Annotated in this window: 18 protein-coding genes; 12 read left to right on the forward strand and 6 right to left on the reverse strand. The window is 73.7% G+C overall.

Features of this window, described 5'->3' with window-relative positions; genetic code table 11:
* Positions 1 to 275 precede the first annotated feature (275 nt).
* The gene (locus ACIPAE_RS04080; protein WP_329369742.1) at positions 276 to 1,427 is read left to right on the forward strand and encodes an alpha/beta hydrolase; all 1,152 of its coding nucleotides are present in this window, start codon (positions 276 to 278) and stop codon (positions 1,425 to 1,427) included.
* A gap of 93 nt (positions 1,428 to 1,520) precedes the next feature.
* Positions 1,521 to 2,246 carry a DUF4429 domain-containing protein gene (locus ACIPAE_RS04085; RefSeq protein ID WP_328463676.1) on the forward strand — a complete coding sequence of 242 codons (726 nt, stop codon included), beginning with the start codon at positions 1,521 to 1,523 and terminating at the stop codon, positions 2,244 to 2,246.
* A 33-nt stretch (positions 2,247 to 2,279) separates the two neighbouring features.
* Here ACIPAE_RS04085 and ACIPAE_RS04090 read toward each other — a convergent pair whose 3' ends face one another.
* Positions 2,280 to 2,741, reverse strand: a complete 462-nt coding sequence (locus ACIPAE_RS04090; RefSeq protein WP_328463677.1) for a MerR family transcriptional regulator — start codon at positions 2,739 to 2,741, stop codon at positions 2,280 to 2,282.
* A gap of 181 nt (positions 2,742 to 2,922) precedes the next feature.
* Between ACIPAE_RS04090 and ACIPAE_RS04095 the strand changes: the two genes are divergently transcribed.
* From ACIPAE_RS04095 to ACIPAE_RS04125, 7 genes are all read left to right on the forward strand, one after another.
* Positions 2,923 to 3,744: a serine hydrolase domain-containing protein gene (locus ACIPAE_RS04095; RefSeq protein ID WP_329369737.1), complete on the forward strand. Its 822-nt coding sequence runs from the start codon at positions 2,923 to 2,925 to the stop codon at positions 3,742 to 3,744.
* A complete protein-coding gene (locus tag ACIPAE_RS04100; protein WP_329369736.1) occupies positions 3,741 to 4,448 on the forward strand; it encodes a pirin family protein in 708 nt (235 codons plus the stop codon). The genes ACIPAE_RS04095 and ACIPAE_RS04100 overlap by 4 nt, the downstream gene beginning before the upstream one ends.
* A 148-nt stretch (positions 4,449 to 4,596) precedes the next feature.
* Positions 4,597 to 5,736, forward strand: coding sequence for a helix-turn-helix domain-containing protein (locus ACIPAE_RS04105; RefSeq protein WP_328474050.1), 1,140 nt, complete (start codon positions 4,597 to 4,599; stop codon positions 5,734 to 5,736).
* Between the two features lie 90 nt (positions 5,737 to 5,826).
* Positions 5,827 to 6,822 carry an ACP S-malonyltransferase gene (locus ACIPAE_RS04110; protein WP_366411367.1) on the forward strand — a complete coding sequence of 332 codons (996 nt, stop codon included), beginning with the start codon at positions 5,827 to 5,829 and terminating at the stop codon, positions 6,820 to 6,822.
* A complete protein-coding gene (locus ACIPAE_RS04115; protein WP_329369733.1) occupies positions 6,819 to 7,853 on the forward strand; it encodes a ketoacyl-ACP synthase III in 1,035 nt (344 codons plus the stop codon). Before ACIPAE_RS04110 ends, ACIPAE_RS04115 begins: the two co-directional genes overlap by 4 nt.
* A 67-nt stretch (positions 7,854 to 7,920) precedes the next feature.
* A complete protein-coding gene (locus tag ACIPAE_RS04120; protein WP_328463685.1) occupies positions 7,921 to 8,169 on the forward strand; it encodes an acyl carrier protein in 249 nt (82 codons plus the stop codon).
* A 108-nt stretch (positions 8,170 to 8,277) separates the two neighbouring features.
* Positions 8,278 to 9,546 (forward strand): beta-ketoacyl-[acyl-carrier-protein] synthase family protein, encoded by a 1,269-nt coding sequence (locus ACIPAE_RS04125; protein WP_329369731.1) that lies wholly within the window; start codon positions 8,278 to 8,280, stop codon positions 9,544 to 9,546.
* A gap of 122 nt (positions 9,547 to 9,668) precedes the next feature.
* On the opposite strand, the gene ACIPAE_RS04130 is transcribed toward ACIPAE_RS04125, so the two are convergent.
* A complete protein-coding gene (locus ACIPAE_RS04130; RefSeq protein WP_402442780.1) occupies positions 9,669 to 10,550 on the reverse strand; it encodes an NAD(P)-dependent oxidoreductase in 882 nt (293 codons plus the stop codon).
* A gap of 161 nt (positions 10,551 to 10,711) precedes the next feature.
* Positions 10,712 to 11,206 carry a DUF3145 domain-containing protein gene (locus ACIPAE_RS04135; protein WP_202233532.1) on the reverse strand — a complete coding sequence of 165 codons (495 nt, stop codon included), beginning with the start codon at positions 11,204 to 11,206 and terminating at the stop codon, positions 10,712 to 10,714.
* Positions 11,207 to 11,469: 263 nt separating this feature from the next.
* Between ACIPAE_RS04135 and ACIPAE_RS04140 the strand changes: the two genes are divergently transcribed.
* Together ACIPAE_RS04140 and ACIPAE_RS04145 are read left to right on the forward strand one after the other, a co-directional pair.
* Positions 11,470 to 12,381: an SGNH/GDSL hydrolase family protein gene (locus ACIPAE_RS04140; protein WP_329369724.1), complete on the forward strand. Its 912-nt coding sequence runs from the start codon at positions 11,470 to 11,472 to the stop codon at positions 12,379 to 12,381.
* Positions 12,382 to 12,456: 75 nt separating this feature from the next.
* Entirely contained in the window at positions 12,457 to 13,050 is a 594-nt protein-coding gene (locus ACIPAE_RS04145; RefSeq protein WP_402443291.1) for a GNAT family N-acetyltransferase, read from the forward strand.
* A 39-nt stretch (positions 13,051 to 13,089) separates the two neighbouring features.
* On the opposite strand, the gene ACIPAE_RS04150 is transcribed toward ACIPAE_RS04145, so the two are convergent.
* Positions 13,090 to 15,552, reverse strand: a complete 2,463-nt coding sequence (locus ACIPAE_RS04150) for a glycoside hydrolase family 3 protein (protein WP_402442783.1) — start codon at positions 15,550 to 15,552, stop codon at positions 13,090 to 13,092.
* Between the two features lie 179 nt (positions 15,553 to 15,731).
* Positions 15,732 to 16,160 carry an organic hydroperoxide resistance protein gene (locus ACIPAE_RS04155; protein ID WP_329369718.1) on the reverse strand — a complete coding sequence of 143 codons (429 nt, stop codon included), beginning with the start codon at positions 16,158 to 16,160 and terminating at the stop codon, positions 15,732 to 15,734.
* Positions 16,161 to 16,271: 111 nt separating this feature from the next.
* Between ACIPAE_RS04155 and ACIPAE_RS04160 the strand changes: the two genes are divergently transcribed.
* Positions 16,272 to 16,691 carry a MarR family transcriptional regulator gene (locus ACIPAE_RS04160; RefSeq protein ID WP_329369716.1) on the forward strand — a complete coding sequence of 140 codons (420 nt, stop codon included), beginning with the start codon at positions 16,272 to 16,274 and terminating at the stop codon, positions 16,689 to 16,691.
* An 89-nt stretch (positions 16,692 to 16,780) separates the two neighbouring features.
* Here the strand turns inward: ACIPAE_RS04160 and ACIPAE_RS04165 are convergent, their stop codons facing one another.
* Positions 16,781 to 17,359: a DUF1707 domain-containing protein gene (locus tag ACIPAE_RS04165; protein ID WP_329369714.1), complete on the reverse strand. Its 579-nt coding sequence runs from the start codon at positions 17,357 to 17,359 to the stop codon at positions 16,781 to 16,783.
* Positions 17,360 to 17,404: the final 45 nt, after the last annotated feature.

Consider the following 17,404-nt stretch of genomic DNA (forward strand, 5'->3'; position numbering starts at 1 on the left):
GCATCCCGGACGAACCGTAGGAAGTGACCGCAGCCCGTACATCCCCCGGGACGGAGCCCGCAAGGCATGAGCGAGTGACGCTGCCGCCCGCACGTACGGGCACGCTGTCCCCGAGTGGCGGGCGCCCGGTCAGGGGTCCGCACGGACGGGTCGCCGTGCCCGCGAGCCGGGCGCCGAGGGACGCGCCCGTGGGCGTGTGGGCGCCGGCCGGCGGGCGGGGACGGCGCACCGGGGGGCGGAGGCGCCAGGGGCTCCCGGGCGGGGCGCGTCCGCTGGTGGCCCTGGCGGTCATCTTCGTGCTGCTGGCGACCACCGGGTGGACGGCCACGCTGTCGCCGCGCGCGGCGAAGGACGCGATGGCCGCCGCGCTCGCCGCCTGGACCCACGGCACCGTCGGCGCCCGGCGGCTGCCGGACCCGGACGCGCCGCCCGGCGCCGTCGCCCGCTTCTTCGCCTCGCTCACCGGCGCCCAGCGGCTCGGCCTGGCCCGGCGCTACCCCCTGGTCGTCGGCAACCTCGACGGGGTCGACCCGGCCCTGCGCTACGGCGCCAACCGGCTCGCGCTGACCCGGCAGCGGGCCGCCGCCCTCGCCGACGAGCGCAGCGACGCGCTCACCCCGGTCGGCCGCGCCGCCATGACCGACCTCGCCGACCGCTACACGTCCCTGCTCGCCGGCCACCGGCAGATCCTCGCCTTCGACCCGACCGGCGACGGCCACATCGCCGAGGTGCTCGGCGACCTGCGCACCGCGACCCACGTCGCGGTGGTCGTCCCCGGCGTCGCCACCGACCTGGCCGACTTCGAGCGGGACGACGCCAAGCGGTACGCCGCCACCGCCGGCATGGCCCGCGCGTTGTACGGCGCCGAGCGGCTCGACCGGCCGGACGCCCGCACCGCGGTGATCGCCTGGGCGGGCTACACCGCCCCGGACGGCCTCGGCCTGGAAGCCTCCACCGGCACCCTCGCCGCCCGAGGAGCGGTCCGGCTCGAATCGCTCCTCGCCGCGCTCCCCCGCCGCCGCGACGTGGCGCTGTTCTGCCACTCCTACGGTTCGGTGCTGTGCGGGCTGGCCGCTCCGCACCTGCCGCCCGGCCGGGTCCGCGACATCGCCGTCATGGGCAGCCCGGGCATGCGTGCCCGCGACGTCGCCGCCCTGCACACCACCGCGCACGTCTGGGCGGCCCGGGACTCCGGGGACTGGATCGGCGACGTGCCGCACGTGGAGTTCGCCGGGCTCGGCCACGGCCCCGACCCGGTCTCCGGCGGCTTCGGCGCCCGGGTGATCAGTACCGACGGCGCCGACGGCCACGGCGGCTACTTCGTCCCCGGGACGACCAGTCTCGCCAACTTCGCGGACATCGCCCTCGGCGACTACTCGGCGATCACCTGCCCCACGGAGAACACCTGCACCAGTGGTCTTGGCTGAGCCGGGCGCGGCCGGGAAAACCCGTCCCCCTTTCGATGACGCGCGTAGCGGGTAAGGGGCGCAGTCCGCCGAGGCGGCCATAAGCTGGGCCTTATGGGTGAAGTGCTGGCCGGGAGCAACGCCGTGTGGGAATTCGAACCCGACGCCGTGGTGATCCGGTACAGCAGAGGCGTACGAGGCTCCCGGCTACTCCAGGCGCTCGGTGAGCGGCGGGTGCCGCACGAGGCGCTGGAGGACGTGGAGCTGGTGCCCGGCCGCCGCGGCACCGTGGTCCTGCGCGCGACCCCGCACCCCGGCGTCGACCCGCTCATCGAGGTCGCCGGCGGGCAACTGCGGGAGAGCGCCGATCCCTACCGGCTGGTGCTGCCCGAGCAGAGCGCCGAACTCGCCGAGGCCGCCCGGGACGACCTGCTGGCCGCCGTCCGCACCGCCGCGGTCACCGCGGACCCGCCCGGCGGGCGCTACCTGGTGCCGGCCCCCGCGGTACCGCGCTCCTTCAAGGCGTACGACGCGAAGGCCACCTTCGACGGCCACGCGGTCGGCTTCCACTGGTTCCGCACCGGCGCCTCCACCGCGAAGTGGAACTCCGGCGACCAGACCTTCCCCGTCGAGGAGTTGTGCGGCGTCGACTGGCGCTCACCGGAGCAGGTCCACGGCCACCTGCGGCTGCTGCTGCGCGACCCGGCCGAGCCGCTGCCCCCCGCCGACCGCGACCCGGCGAGCGTGATCTTCGGGCTCGGGTACGGCTCGGTGCACGAGTCGCTCCCGTTCGCCGCGGCGGTGCTGGCGGCGATCCGTACCAGCCGCGTCAGGCCGTAGGACGGGGACGGCGGCGGCGCGGCGGCGCTCCGCTCACGCGGTCCGTTCCGGCGCCCGGGAGCAGGCGTAGGTGCTGATCTTGTGGTCCAGCACCGTGAGGGTGTCCTGGAGTTCGGCGATCCGCCGGACCACGTCCACCCGGGTGGACTCCAGCAGCGCCTGCCGCTCGCCGTAGGTGTGGTCGCCGGCCCGCACCATCTCCGCGTACGTCACCATGTCCGCGACCGGCATCCCGGTCAGCCGCAGCTTCCCGACGAAGGCGAGCCAGTCCAGGTCCCGGTTGCTGAACCGGCGCTGGCCGGTGTGCGAGCGGTCCACGTGCGGCATCAGCCCGATCCGCTCGTACCAGCGCAAAGTGTGCGCGCTCAGCCCGGTGAACTCCGCGACCTCGCTGATCGTGTACTGGTCCTGCCCGTCCGGCCGCAGATGCGTCTCCGGGTCCTCGCAACTCGCTGTGTTGCTCGGCTTGCTCTTCGCCACCTGCACGACCGTCATACCTCTTACGCTAAGACCTTCGAGCGCACTCTAGGCAAGTAAGCAAGGCGCCCCTGGTGGTGGGCGTCTTCTCGCGGAGCGAGCCGCGCATGTTCAGGGGCGCGGGCAACTGCGCGACCGGCCCCGACTCGCAGGTGGTCCCGGAACCGGCAGAACCCCCCACCCCGTAGGGTCAGGCCCCATGGACAGCTTGGCGATGATCGCGCAATGGCCGGTGCCCAACGCCTCCGCCGGCGTGGTCCGGGCGGACGGCACCGTGGCCGGGACGTACGGCACCCTCCAGCGGAGCTACCCCCTGGCGTCGGTGACGAAGCCGCTCGCGGCGTACGCGGTACTCGTGGCCTGGGAGGAGGGCGTGTTCGAGCTGGACGACCCGGCGGGCCCCGAGGGCGCGACGGTTCGGCACCTGCTCGCCCACGCCTCCGGCCTCGCCTTCGACGCCCCGAAGGTGATGGCCGCCCCCGGCACCCGCCGCATCTACTCGAACTCCGGGTTCGAGGCGCTGGGCGAGGCCCTCGCGAAGGCGGCCGGCATCCCGTTCGCGGAGTACGCCCGCCAGGCGGTGCTGGAGCCGCTGGGCATGGCGGACACCACGCTGGACGGCTCCCCCGCGGCCGACGGCGTCTCCACCGTCGCGGACCTGCTGAAGTTCGCCGCCGAGGTGCAGGCCCCGCGGCTGCTGCACCCCTCCACGGTCGCGACCGCGACCTCCGTGGCGTTCCCCGGCCTGAAGGGCGTACTGCCCGGCTACGGCCGCCAGGACCCGAACGACTGGGGCCTGGGCTTCGAGATCCGCGCCGCCAAGTCCCCGCACTGGACCGGCGCGCTCTCCTCCCCCGCGACTTTCGGCCACTTCGGCCAGTCCGGCACCTTCCTGTGGATCGACCCGGTCGCGGGCGCGGCCTGCGTGGCGCTGACCGACCGCCCCTTCGGCGAGTGGGCGCTGCCCCTGTGGCCGCGGCTGACCGACGCGGTGCTCACCGAACTGCGGGCGGCCGGATGACCGCGGCGGGCGAGGTGTGGCGGGCGGAGCGCCGCTACACCGGCGGGGACCCGTCGGCCGGGATCGAGACGCGGCACGCGTTCTCCTTCGCGGGCTTCTACGACCCGGCGAACGTACGGTTCGGGCTGCTGCTGGCGTGCAACGAGGAGCGGTTGGCGCCCGGCGCGGGCTTCGCCGAGCACACCCACCGCGACACCGAGATCGTCACCTGGGTGATCGAGGGCGAGTTGGAGCACCGCGACACCGAGGGCGTCGCGACCCGGCTGCGCGCCGGCGACGCCCAACTGCTCAGCGCGGGCGGCGGCGTACGCCATGTCGAGCGCAACCCGGGCGCCGATCCGTGCCGTTTCCTCCAGATGTGGCTGCACCCGGACCCGGCCGGCGGCCCGTCCCGGCACTCCGTGGCCACCGACGTCGCACCGCCGGGGCCCGGCCCGTACCTGCTCGCCTCCGCCGCGCCGGACGCGCCGCTGCCGCTGCGCCAGCCGCACGCCGCGCTGCACCTGGCGCGCGGCTCGGGCCCGTTGCCGGACGCCCCGTTCCTCTACCTGCACGTGCTGCGCGGCACGGTCCGGGTGGACGGCCGCGAACTCGGCCCCGGTGACGCCCTGCGCGCCGCCAACTCCCGCGCCCGGCAGGCCGAAGCGCCCCCCGACGCCGAGTACCTGGTGTGGCGGATGACCGCCGAACCGTCGTACGGATAGCCGAAACGGACAACCCGCCACCTGCGCGGCCACACCCATAAGGCAGGCTTGGACCGTGCCTCCTCCCGCGCAACGCCCGCAGAACCCGCAGAAGCGGCAGCCCCCGCACGCCTCCTCGGAGCCGCCCCGCGGCGACCACGCCGCGACCCTGCGGCGGCTGGAGAAGTCGGCCGGCCGGCTGGCCGCGCACGCCATCGCGCGGATGGACGAGCAACTTCCCTGGTACCGGGCGATGCCCCCGGAGAACCGCAGCTGGATCGGGCTGGTCGCGCAGGCCGGTATCGCCGCGTTCACCGAGTGGTTCCGCCACCCCGAGGCCCCGCAGGCGATCAGCACCGACGTCTTCGGCACCGCGCCGCGCGAGTTGACCCGGGCCATCTCGCTGCGCCAGACGGTGGAAATGGTGCGCACCACCATCGAGGTCATGGAGTCGGCGATCGACGAGGTCGCCGCGCCCGGCGACGAGGGCGTGCTGCGCGAGGCGCTGCTCGTCTACGCCCGGGAGATCGCCTTCGCCACCGCGCAGGTCTACGCGCAGGCCGCCGAGGCGCGCGGCGCGTGGGACGCCCGGCTGGAGTCGCTGGTGGTCAACGCGGTGCTCTCCGGGGAGGCCGACGAGGGCGTGCTGTCACGGGCCGCCGCGCTCGGCTGGAGCTCGCCGGACAAGATCGTGGTGGTGCTGGGCACCGCGCCCAACGGCGACAGCGAGCTGACCGTGGAGGCGATCCGGCGGGCCTCCCGGCACGCGAAGCTCCAGGTGCTCACCGGGGTGCTCGGCGAGCGGCTGGTGGTGATCGCCGGCGGTGACGACGACCCGATCCGGGTGGCGAAGGCGCTGATCGGGCCGTTCGCGCCGGGTCCGGTGGTGGCCGGCCCGGTGGTCGGCGACCTGCTGTCGGCGACCAGGTCCGCGCAGGCCGCCGCGGCCGGCCTCAAGGCGTGCCGGGCCTGGCCGGACGCGCCACGCCCGGTACTCACCGACGATCTGCTACCGGAGCGTGCGATGGCGGGCGACCGCTATGCTCGCAGTCAGCTGGTGGAGGAGATCTACAGGCCGCTTGAAGAGGCGGGCTCGGCGCTACTGGAGACTCTGAGTGTCTACCTGGAGCAGGCATCCTCGCTCGAAGGTGCCGCACGGATGCTGTTCGTGCACCCCAATACGGTTCGCTACCGGCTGCGACGTGTGACTGATGTCACCGGTTGGTCACCTTCCGACGTGCGTTCGGCGTTCACCCTGCGCATCGCGCTGATCCTGGGACGTCTCTCGGACGGCGACCGGCCTCGCTGACTCGTTTGTTGGACACCCACAAATCGGCTGACACTTCTTCGTCCTTGTCCCCACGGGCGGTGACACCCGCCCGCGAGAGAGAGTGTGAACGTGCTCGTACTCGTCGCTCCCGGCCAAGGCGCCCAGACGCCCGGCTTCCTGTCCCCCTGGCTCGACCTGCCCGGCGCGGCCGACCGCCTCGCGGGCTGGTCCGACACGGTCGGCCTCGACCTGGTCCACTACGGCACGAAGGCCGACGCGGACGAGATCCGCGACACCAAGGTGGCCCAACCGCTGCTGGTGGCCGCCGGGTTGCTGTCGGCCGGTGAGCTCGGCCTGTTCGGCAACGGCGGCACCGGGCGGCCCGACGCGGTCGCCGGCCACAGCGTCGGCGAGATCACCGCGGCCGTGCTCGCCGGGGTCCTCTCCGAGCAGGACGCGCTGTCGTTCGTGGCCACCCGCGGCCGCGCGATGGCCGAGGCCGCGGCGGTCACCGAGACCGGCATGTCCGCGGTGCTCGGCGGCGACCAGGACACGGTGCTCGCCCATCTGACCGGCCTCGACCTCACCCCGGCGAACATCAACGGCGCCGGCCAGATCGTGGCGGCCGGCACCCTGGAGCAGCTCGGCGTGCTCGCCGAGCAGCGGCCGGAGGGCTCCCGGGTACGGCCGCTGGCGGTGGCCGGCGCCTTCCACACCGCCCACATGGCCCCCGCGGTGGCCGCGCTGGAGGCGCTCGCGCCGAATCTGACCGTCGCGGACCCCTCTTTGCCGTATGTCTCGAACGCGGATGGGCAGAAGGTGGACAAGGGCGCGGAGGTCGTGCGCCGACTGGTCACGCAGGTTTCGCACCCGGTGCGCTGGGACCTGTGCATGGAAACGTTCAAGCAGCTCGGGGTCACCGCGATCATCGAGGTGTCGCCGGGTGGCACGCTGGTCGGCCTGGCCAAGCGCGCCCTGCCAGGGGTCCGCACCCTGGCGCTGAAGACACCGGAGCACCTGGCGGCCGCGCGCGAGCTGGCCGCCGAGACGGCGGGCAACCCGCCGCAGGGTGCGCCGGCAGACTCCATCCCGCAGGACGCGACAGAGGAGCACCCGCAGCGATGACAGCGAAGATCAGCCCCAGCAAGGGTGCCCCCCACGCACGCATTCGCGGGGTGGGCGGCTACCGCCCGGTCCGGGTGGTTCCCAACGAGGTCATCCTCGAACACATCGACTCCAGCGACGAGTGGATCAGGTCCCGGTCCGGGATCGCCTCCCGGCACTGGGCCGGACCGGACGAGACCGTCGCGGAGATGTCGATCGAGGCGGCCGGCAAGGCGATCGCCGACGCCGGCATCGACGCCTCCGAGATCGACGCCGTCGTGGTCGCGACCGTCTCGCACTTCAAGCAGACCCCGGCGGTCGCCACCGAGATCGCGCACCGGATCGGCGCGGGCAAGCCGGCCGCGTTCGACATCTCGGCCGGCTGCGCGGGCTTCACCTACGGCCTGACCCTCGGCAAGGGCATGATCACCGACGGCACCGCCGGCCATGTCCTGGTGATCGGTGTGGAGCGGCTCAGCGACCTCACCGACAAGGAGGACCGGGCGACCGCCTTCCTCTTCGGCGACGGCGCGGGCGCGGTCGTGCTCGGCCCGTCGAAGGAGCCCGCCATAGGACCGACGGTCTGGGGCTCCGAGGGCGACAAGTCCGGCACCATCACCCAGACGGTGGCCTGGGACCAGTTCCGCGGCGGCGACGTGTCGCAGCTGCCGGTGGACTCGCACGGCGAGGTCAAGTTCCCGGCGATCACCCAGGAGGGCCAGGCGGTCTTCCGCTGGGCGGTCTACGAGATGGCCCGGGTGGCCCAGGAGGCGCTGGACGCCGCCGGGATCTCCGCCGCTGACCTGGACGCCTTCATCCCGCACCAGGCCAACATGCGCATCATCGACTCCATGATCAAGGCGCTCAAACTGCCCGACCACGTCGCGGTGGCCCGGGACGTGGAGACCACCGGGAACACCTCGGCGGCCTCCATCCCGCTCGCGATGGAGCGGCTGCTCGCGTCCGGCGCGGCCAAGAGCGGCGACACCGCTCTGATCATCGGGTTCGGGGCGGGGCTGGTCTACGCGGCCACGGTCGTTACTCTCCCCTAGACACACCTCGCGGCGCCGCAGTCCCGCACGCCGCATCGACAGCGAAACATCAAGGAGCGCCCCAGACATGGCAGCCACCAAGGAAGAGATCGTCGCCGGTCTCGCCGACATCGTGAACGAGATCGCCGGCATTCCCACCGAGGACGTGCAGCTCGACAAGTCCTTCACCGACGACCTGGACGTCGACTCGCTGTCCATGGTCGAGGTCGTCGTGGCGGCCGAGGAGCAGTTCAGCGTGAAGATCCCGGACGACGACGTCAAGAACCTCAAGACGGTCGGCGACGCGGTCGACTACATCCTCAAGGCCCAGAACTGAGTCGGCTCCCCAGCCGCCTCACCCCCCGTGACGGGTCCCGCGCGGACCCGTGAACACCCGGACGACGCGCCTGTCGCCCGCCCTTCTAGACGTGGAGAGACAATTCCTGTGAGCCCGACCAATCACACCGTGGTCGTCACCGGTATCGGAGCAACCACACCGCTGGGTGGCGACAGCGCGTCGACCTGGGAAGCGCTGCTGGCCGGCCGTTCCGGTGTCCGGACGCTTCCGCAGGAGTGGGCGGCCGAGCTGCCGGTGCGCATCGGCGCGACCATCGCCGTCGAGCCCGGCGAGGTCCTGCCCCGCCCGCTCGCCCGCAAGCTCGACCGCAGCGCGCAGTTCGCGCTGATCGCGGCGCGCGAGGCATGGGCGGACGCCGGGTTCACCGCGAAGGCCGGCGAGGACCCCTCGGTCGACCCGGACCGGCTGGGCGCGGTCATCGCGTCCGGCATCGGCGGCGTCACCACGCTGCTCGACCAGTACGACGTGCTGAAGAACCAGGGCGTCCGCAAGGTCTCCCCGCACACCGTGCCGATGCTGATGCCCAACAGCCCGGCGGCGAACGTCGGCATCGACGTGAACGCCCGCGCGGGCGTGCACACCCCGGTCAGCGCCTGCGCGTCCGGCGCGGAGGCGATCGGCTACGCGATCGAGATGATCCGCACCGGCCGGGCCGACGTGGTGGTGGCCGGCGGCACCGAAGCGGCCATCCACCCGCTGCCCATCGTGGCCTTCGGCAACATGATGGCGATGTCCAAGAACAACGACGACCCCGAGGGCGCCTCCCGGCCCTACGACGCGGCCCGCAACGGCTTCGTGCTCGGCGAGGGCGCCGGCGTGGTGATCCTGGAGTCCGTGGAGCACGCCGCCGCGCGCGGCGCGCGCGTCTACTGCGAGGCGGTCGGCCAGGGCATCTCCGCCGACGCGCACCACATCACGCAGCCGGAGCCGTCCGGGCGCGGCATCGCCTCGGCGCTCCAGCACCTGATGGAGAACACCGACATCAAGCCGGCCGAGATCGTGCACGCCAACGCGCACGCGACCTCCACCCCGCAGGGTGACATCGCCGAACTCAAGGCGCTGCGGAAGGTGTTCGGGGACGACGTCGACCACATGGCGATCTCCGCGACCAAGTCGATGACCGGTCACCTGCTCGGCGGCGCCGGCGGGATCGAGACGGTGACGACCGTGCTCGCCCTGCACAACCGGCTCGCGCCGCCCACGATCAACCTGGAGAACCCGGACCCGGAGATGGACGCGGATGTCGTCCGCGGCGAGCCCCGTCCGTTGCCCGCCGGCACCATCGCGGCGCTCAACGACTCCTTCGGGTTCGGCGGCCACAACGTCGTCCTGGCCCTGCGGACACTGCCGCAGTAACGGGACCCTCCGGGGTGCCCGCACCCCTGGTGCCGGGACCTTGCGGTCCGTGGATGGCTGTTCGCGCGGTTCCCCGCGCCCGTTGGTCAGGGCGGCCCCTGCCGACGGACGCGGGGAAACGGCTATTCCTGCGGGAAGCTCGCGAAGTAGTTGGCCGCCATGTCGTCGGCGCCGTGGCCCTGTTCGGCGGCGCGCCGGAAGCGCTCCGCCCCCGCGGCCGCGAGGTCGAGCCGGACTCCGTTGCGCTCGCCGGCGTCGGCGATGAGCCGTAGGTCCTTGAGTGCGCCCTCGACCGTGAAGGACGGCGTGTAGTCGCCGGAGCGGATCGCCGCGGCCTTGAGCCGCAGATACGGCGTGTCCATCGGCCCGCCCTCGATCGCCTCGAAGAAGCGGTCCGGGTCCACCCCGAGCGCTTCGGACAGGGCCATCACCTCCCCCGCCGCGTTGGTGATCGCCAGCACCCAGCTGTTGATCACCAGCTTGAGCGCGCTCGCGGCGCCGCCGGCCCCGTCGTCGCCGACCCAGATGACCTTGCGGCCGATCGCCTCGAAGACCGGCCCGGCCAGCGCCTTCGCCGCGGCGGGCCCGGCCGCGAGCACCGTCAGGTCGCCGCTCTCCGCGGGCCCCTTGGTGCCGAGCACGGGCGCGTCGAGGAAGAGCAGGCCGTTCGCTGCGGCGACCGCGGCCAGTTCGCTCTGCGCGTCCGGCCCGACGGTGCTGCTCTGCACCCACACCGCGCCCCGCTCCAGCGCGGGCGCGGCCGTGCGCATCACGTCGAGCACGGCGGGTCCGTCGAGCAGCATCGTGAGCACCACGTCGGCGCCCCGTACGGCCTCGGCCGGGTCGGCGGTGACATGGACCCCCGCCTCGGCGAGCGGCTGCGCACGGGCGATCGTACGGTTCCAGGCGCGGACCTCGTGTCCGGCGGCGGCGAGGTTGCGGGTCATACCGGCACCCATGATGCCGGTGCCCAGGACTGCGACGGAGAGCTTCTGCGATGGCATGCGAGCAGGCTATTGCGCGGCCGCGGCGAACACAGGACGGCGCGTACGACGGGACGTGGCGCGGTCGTCCGGCTGGTCGTACGACTGGTCATACGGCGGTGGCGCGGCCGGACGTACGGCGGTGGCGCGGCCGGACGTACGGCGCGGGGTGCCGGGGGCGGTCAGACCACCTGGTGCAGCCAGCGGACCGGCGCGCCCTCGCCCGCGTAGCGGAAGGGCTCCAGTTCGTCGTCCCAGGGTTTGCCGAGCAGCCGGGACAGCTCTGCCTCCAGGTCGGCCTCGCCCTTGCGGGCGCGCTGCATCGCGGCGCGCAGCCGGTCCTCGGGGATGAGGATGTCGCCGTGCATGCCGATGACCGCGTGGAAGATGCCGAGTTCGGGGGTCGCGCTGTAGCGCTCGCCCTCCGCGGTCGCGCACGGCTCCGCGGTGACCTCGAAGCGCAGCAGCTGCCAGCCGCGCAGCGCGGACGCCAGCTTCGAGGCGGTGCCGGGCTCTCCCTGCCAGGAGAACTCGGCGCGCCAGGTGCCGGGAGCCGCGGGCTGCCGGACCCAGTCGAGGTTCACACGCACGCCGAGGACGCCCGCGACGGCCCACTCCACATGTGGGCACAACGCGCGCGGTGCGGCGTGCACGTACAGAACACCACGTGTCGTCACCGGTACCTCCAGTGTGGGACGAGGTTCGCCTTCCCCAGCGGCCTCACCCTCGTACTGGTTGAACCCGGGGCAACATGACACATTCTGCACTATTCAGCTGAATCAGGACAACTTTCGTCACCGTCGCCCGTCGGCCGTCGACCTCCCGTCAGATCGGTTCGCCTGTCAGGGAAAAGCTACCCTGCGGCGTCTTCCTGGGAGTGGCGTACGGTCGGGCTGACGGCAGATGTCACCCACTCGTCGGAGGGAAGAAGCGCATGCGGATGCTGTCGCGACACGCTCTGGCACTCACCGTGACCGCGGTTCTGCTGGGCGGATGCGGATTCGGCGGCGGTGCGCCGCACAGTGGCCGGGGGACGCCTCCCGCACACAGTTCGCAATCCGGGTCCGCCGCGCCCTCCGGCGGCACCCCGCGCGAGGCGGCCCCGGCGCGGCCGTGGAACACCCACCCGAGCAGCGTCGCCGCGCTCGGCGACTCCATCACCCGCGGCTTCGACGCCTGCAAGCCGGTGTCGGACTGCCCGGACGTGTCGTGGGCCACCGGCGGCCGGCAGCAGGTGGACAGCGTCAGCACGCGGCTGGGCGCCGCCAGCAGCTGGAACGTGGCCCGGTCGGGCGCGCACGTCGCCGACCTGCCCGACCAGGCCCGCGCCGCGGCGGCCCACCACCCGGCGATGGTCACCGTGCTGATCGGCGCGAACGACGCGTGCGCGGCCGACACCGGCACCATGACGTCGGTGGCCGACTTCCGTGCCTCCTTCGACAGCACCCTGTCCTATCTGCACCGCACGCTGCCCACCACGCAGGTGCTGGTCGCCAGCATCCCCGACCTGCAACGGCTCTGGTCGGTCGGCAAGGCCAACCCGCTGGGCCGCGAGGTGTGGAAGCTCGGGCTGTGCCCGACGATGCTGGACGACCCGACCTCCGACAGCCCGGCCGCCACCCAGCGGCGTACGGCGGTGCGCGACCGCGTGCAGGCGTACAACACGGTGCTCGGCCAGGTCTGCGCGACGTACCAGCGCTGCCGTTACGACGGCGGCGCGGTCTTCGCCTACCGTTTCGACACGAGCGACCTGAGCGACTGGGACTGGTTCCACCCCAACCCGCAGGGAGAGTCCCAACTGGCCCGGATCATGGCGGCGGTGGCCGGCCGCCCGGCGACGGCGACGAGCTAGCCGGCGCCCTCCGAAAGGCGCCGGCGCCCCCTGCGCAGACCTACCGAAACGACAGGAAGCGAGCCCATGGACTCGATCCGCATCCGCACGGCCCGCCTCGACGAACTGCGGCTGCTACAGGGCGTGGAGGCCGCCGCGGGGCGGTGTTTCCGCGAGATCGGCATGCCCGAGATCGCCGACGACAGCCCCCTCCCGCTCGCCGAACTCGCCCATTACCAGCAGGCCGGGCTCGCATGGGTCGCGGTCGACGCGCGAACGGGGCAGGGCCCGGGTCCGGAGACGGACACCGGCCCGGGAGCGGGCGTCAGCGCGGGCCCGGAAGCGGGCGCCGGGCGGGACAAGGAGACGCCCGTCGCGTATCTCATTGCCGACCCCGTCGACGGCAACCTCCACGTCGAGCAGGTCTCGGTCCACCCCGACCGCGCGCACCGGCGGATCGGCCGCGCCCTGCTGGACCACCTCGCCGACCACGCCTCGGCCCGCGCGATCCCCGCGCTGACGCTCACCACCTTCACCCAAGTGCCGTGGAACGCGCCGTACTACGCGCGCTGCGGATTCCGCGCCCTGGACGACGCCGAGCTCACCGCCGGGCTCCGCCGTATCCGCGCCCGCGAGGCCGCCTACGGCCTGGACCGCTGGCCCCGGGTCTGCATGCGCAAGGACCTGTGACCCGGCCGGCGACGCCGAAGACCCGCCGTGCCGCGCGCCTCAGCCGGCCGGGTGGGAGAGGACGGCGGACAGCCGGGAGTCGGCGCTCGAGCGGGCCGCGTCCAGGGTGAACGGCCCCGGCGCCGGCCGCCATCCGCCGGCCGCCTCGTCCCAGAACTGCGCGACCCGCAGCGGCAGTTCGAGCACGGCCTCGGCGCTCCGGCCCGGCTCCGCCGTCACGGTCGCGAACCCGGCCAGCCGGCGGGCGCCGCCGGACGGTGTGAGGTAGACCTGCACGACCTCCCGGCCGGCCCGGTCGCCGCTGTTGCGCACCGTGACCCGTACCGTGGCCAGCACGCCGTCCGCCGGGGAGGGTTGCGCCTCCAGCGCGGTGTACTCCCAGGTGGTGTAGCCCAGTCCGTGCCCGAAGGGGTACGCGGGGGCGGCCCCGGAGCGGGCGGCCCAGGCGCGGTAGCCGATCGACGGCCCTTCGTCGTACCGCAGTTCGCCGTCCCGCGGGGTCACCTGGCTGATCGGGGCGTCGGCCAGCCGGGCCGGCCAGGTGGTGGGCAGCCGGCCGCCCGGCTCCTCGGCGCCGAGCAGCACGTCGGCCAGCGCCGCCCCGGCCTCCTGGCCGGGGAACCACGCCAGCAGCACCGCCGCCACGTCCTCGCGCCACGGCATCTCCACCGGCGCGCCCGCGTTGACCACCACGACCGTGCGCGGGTTGACCGCGGCCACCCGCGCCACCAGCTCGTCCTGCCGGCCCGGCAGCCGCAGGTCGGTCCGGTCGAAGCCCTCGGACTCCACCCGCTCGGTCGTCGCGACCACCACCACGGCGGTCTCCGCGGCAGCGGCCGCCGCGACCGCCTCGGCCAGCAACTCCTCCGGGTCCCGCTCCGGTTCGCCGTGCAGCAGGCTGAACCCGACGGCCTGGATGGGCAGTTCGGCCAGCTCCGGCGGCAACTCGTAGCGCAGCGCGACCCGTACCGGCTGGTCGGCGGCCAGCTCCACGGTTCCGCGCTCCGCCGGGCGGCCGAAGAACGCCTCGAACGGGTCCTCGTGCGCGTCTGCCTGGACCCCCTCGAAGAGCACCCGCCCGTCGACCTCCAGCCGGAACCCGCCGTTGCCGCGCGTGCCGAAGCGGTGCGCGCCGGCCACCGCCGGCACGAACTCCCCGCGCACCTCGACCGCGCTCACCTCCTCGTACACCACGCCCTCGGGCAGGTCGCCCATCCACTGCACCTGCCCGCTCGGCAGCGGCTCGCTGCCCAACTCCCGCCCCCGCGCGTCCAACGCGACCGCGTGCAGCGCGAAACCCGGCCCGGCGGTGCCCAGTTCGTCACTCGGGTCAGCGCCCACCGCGTACACCAGCGGCTCCTGCCGCGGCAGCGCCGCCCGCAGCCCGTCCAGCGGCGAGACCACATGGTCGGGGAAGACCTGCGCCGACCCGCCGCCGAGCACCCGGGCGTGCCGCGCCGCCGCGCCGATCAGCGCCACCCCGCCGCCGTACGGGTCGATCGGCAGCACCGGGCGGCCCTGCCGCGGCTCGTTCCGCAGCAGCACGCAGCCGCGCACGGCGACCTCGCGGGCCAGCGCCGCGCCGTCCACCTCGGCCGGCGGTTCCACCACGTCCGCCGGCGCCCCCGCGAGCACTCCGGCCCGCGCCGCCAGCCGCAGCACCCGCGCCGCCGCCTCGTCGACCAGCCGCTCGTCCACCTCGCCGGCCCGCACCGCCGCGACCAGCGCCTCGCCGTACACCGTCATCGGGCCGGGCATCGCGATGTCCAGCCCGCCCACGAGCGCGCCCACCGTCGACCGCGCACCGAACCAGTCCGACACCACCACCCCGTCGAAGCCCCACTCCTCGCGCAGCACCCCGCGCAGCAGCGCCTCGTGCTCCGTCATCGACACGCCGTTCACCGCGTTGTAGGCCGCCATCACCCCCCACGGCCGCGCGTCCCGCACGATCGCCTCGAACGGCGCCAGATACAGCTCCCGCAGCGCCCGCTCGCCCACCACGTTGTTCACCGTGAACCGCTCGCTCTCGGCGTCGTTGGCCACGAAGTGCTTCACCGTGACCCCGACCCCGCCGTCCTGCACGCCCCGGACGTACGCCGTGCCGATCACGCCGGTGAGATACGGGTCCTCGCTGTACGCCTCGAAGTGCCGCCCGCCCAGCGGGCTGCGATGCAGGTTCACGGTGGGCGCCAGCAGCACATGGACCCCCTTGCGCCGGGCCTCCTGTGCCAGCAGCCGCCCCACCCGCCGGGCCAGTTCCGGGTCCCATCCCGCCGCCAGCGCCGTCGGGCTCGGCAGCGCGACCGACGGGTCCACCGCCGTCCAGCGCCGCCCCCGCACCCCGATCGGCCCGTCCGACATCACCAGCTCCCCCAACCCCACCTCGGGCACCGCCCCCAGGGCCCACATGTCCTTGCCCGCCAGCAGCCCCGCCTTCTCCGCCAACCCCAACTTCTCCAACGCCTCGGCGACCACCCGTTCGACCGCGCCCTGCTCCGCCATCCCGCCATCCCTCCGCCGCCGACGACTGATCCGCGGCCCCAGTATCACCGCCCGCCCCCACCCAGGAGGAGACCTCGGCAGGTCCGGGCCCATGACGCCGCTCGCCCCCCGGCAGGGCGCCGGGGGGCGAGCGGGGAAAGCGGGGAAAGCGAAAGGGCGGCGAAACGGAGCGGGGCGGGTCAGATCACGCTGAGCCGCACATCCACGTTCCCGCGCGTCGCGTTGGAGTACGGGCACACCTGGTGCGCCTTCTCCACCAGGTCCTTCGCCGTGGCCTCGTCCACCTTGGGAATCGACACCGCGATCTCGACGGTCAGCCCGAAGCCGCCGCTCTCGACCTTCCCGATCCCCACCTTCGCGGTCACCCGCGATCCGGAGATGTCGGCCTTCGCCTGGCGCGCCACCACGCCCAGCGCCCCCTGGAAGCACGCGCTGTACCCCGCCGCGAAGAGCTGCTCCGGGTTCGTCCCCGCCCCGCTTCCGCCCATCTCCTTCGGCGGGTTCACCACCACGTCGAGCTTGCCGTCGTCACTCGCGACCCGGCCGTCCCGGCCGTTCTCCGCGGTGGCAACCGCCGTGTACAGGACATCTACGGACTGGATGGTCATGAACGGTTCCTCCTGAGGAACGGTCTCGCGTCGCGCCTGCAATGTTTCCTTGCCTAATGAACGATGTCCTTGATGTTTCAGATTGTCAAGGAAACAGGTACCCTCGCCCCCATGACCCGCCGCATGGACCCGCTCACCGCCGAGGTGCTCGACCTCATCGGCACGGTCGTGGCGCGCTACCACCAGGAGTACGACGCGGCCGCGGCCGTGCACCACCTGACCGGCGCGCAGGCCCGGGTCCTGGCGCTGCTGGCCACCGACCCCTTGCCGATGCGCAAGATCGCCGAGCGGCTGAAGTGCGAGCCGTCCAACGTCACGGGCATCGTGGACCGGCTGGAGGCGCAGGGCCTCGCCGAACGCCGCAACGACCCGGCCGACCGCCGAGTCAAGCTCGCCGCGGCCACCGACCGGGGGCGCGCGACGGCCGAACAGCTCAGGGACTCCCTGGAGTTCGCCCGCGAACCGCTGGCGGCGCTGTCGGAGGGGGAACGCGGCGTGCTGCGGGACCTGCTCGCCCGCATGGTGCGGTAGGGCCGCACGGCTCGGCAGGCCCGGACGGCTCGGCGGGCACCGTACGGATCGGCGGCCACCGTACGGCCATCTGCACCGGTGCGGCGCCGCTACCCCGCCCGCTTCGTCGTCACCCCGCCCCACATCGCCAGGCCCCGCACCCTGATCCGCGGCGCCCCCGCCACCCCGGGCCCGCTCGCCTTGCGCCCGAACAGCCCCAGGAACCCCACCCCGTTGACGTACACCTCTGCGTCCGCCGGGACCACGATCTTCATCCCGCCCCAGAACGCGTACGCGCGGATGCGGGTTTCGGCACCGGTGAACCGCGCCTCGCTGAGGTCGATCACGCCGCCGCCCCACACGCACAGCGCCGTCATCGAACGCGGCACCGCCCAGGCGCCCTTGCGCGCGAACCCGCCGAAGACGGCGACCGCCCACCGCGACCCCCACCCCGCCCGGGCCGCCGACGCCCCGCTATCCCCACCCGCGCCCGCGGGCAGGTCCCGGGTGAGAGCGTCCAACTCGGCGTAGCGCTTGGCGCCGTAGGCCGCGCTGATCCGCGTGTCGAGTTCGGCGAAGTCGATCCGCCCCTCGGCCGCCGCCTCGCGCAGCGCCTCGGCGACCTGCTCGCGGTCGCGGTCGGAGGGCCGCAGCTCCTCCCGGCGGACCCGCGCGGGGAGTTCCGTCATGCCCCGATGCTCTCACGCACCGGCCGCGGAAGGGCCGACGCGGCC

Origin of the sequence: Streptomyces sp. NPDC087270 (assembly GCF_044744625.1) — a bacterium.
GTDB lineage: Bacteria > Actinomycetota > Actinomycetes > Streptomycetales > Streptomycetaceae > Actinacidiphila.

Bases quoted from the DNA above. Each gene is read 5' to 3' on its own strand.
- ACIPAE_RS04085 (WP_328463676.1), top strand. From the start codon at position 1,521: ATGGGTGAAGTGCTGGCCGGGAGCAACGCCGTGTGGGAATTCGAACCC.
- ACIPAE_RS04090 (WP_328463677.1), bottom strand. From the start codon at position 2,741: ATGACGGTCGTGCAGGTGGCGAAGAGCAAGCCGAGCAACACAGCGAGT.
- ACIPAE_RS04095 (WP_329369737.1), top strand. From the start codon at position 2,923: ATGGACAGCTTGGCGATGATCGCGCAATGGCCGGTGCCCAACGCCTCC.
- ACIPAE_RS04100 (WP_329369736.1), top strand. From the start codon at position 3,741: ATGACCGCGGCGGGCGAGGTGTGGCGGGCGGAGCGCCGCTACACCGGC.
- ACIPAE_RS04115 (WP_329369733.1), top strand. From the start codon at position 6,819: ATGACAGCGAAGATCAGCCCCAGCAAGGGTGCCCCCCACGCACGCATT.
- ACIPAE_RS04120 (WP_328463685.1), top strand. From the start codon at position 7,921: ATGGCAGCCACCAAGGAAGAGATCGTCGCCGGTCTCGCCGACATCGTG.
- ACIPAE_RS04130 (WP_402442780.1), bottom strand. From the start codon at position 10,550: ATGCCATCGCAGAAGCTCTCCGTCGCAGTCCTGGGCACCGGCATCATG.
- ACIPAE_RS04140 (WP_329369724.1), top strand. From the start codon at position 11,470: ATGCTGTCGCGACACGCTCTGGCACTCACCGTGACCGCGGTTCTGCTG.
- ACIPAE_RS04150 (WP_402442783.1), bottom strand. From the start codon at position 15,552: ATGGCGGAGCAGGGCGCGGTCGAACGGGTGGTCGCCGAGGCGTTGGAG.
- ACIPAE_RS04155 (WP_329369718.1), bottom strand. From the start codon at position 16,160: ATGACCATCCAGTCCGTAGATGTCCTGTACACGGCGGTTGCCACCGCG.
- ACIPAE_RS04160 (WP_329369716.1), top strand. From the start codon at position 16,272: ATGACCCGCCGCATGGACCCGCTCACCGCCGAGGTGCTCGACCTCATC.
- ACIPAE_RS04165 (WP_329369714.1), bottom strand. From the start codon at position 17,359: ATGACGGAACTCCCCGCGCGGGTCCGCCGGGAGGAGCTGCGGCCCTCC.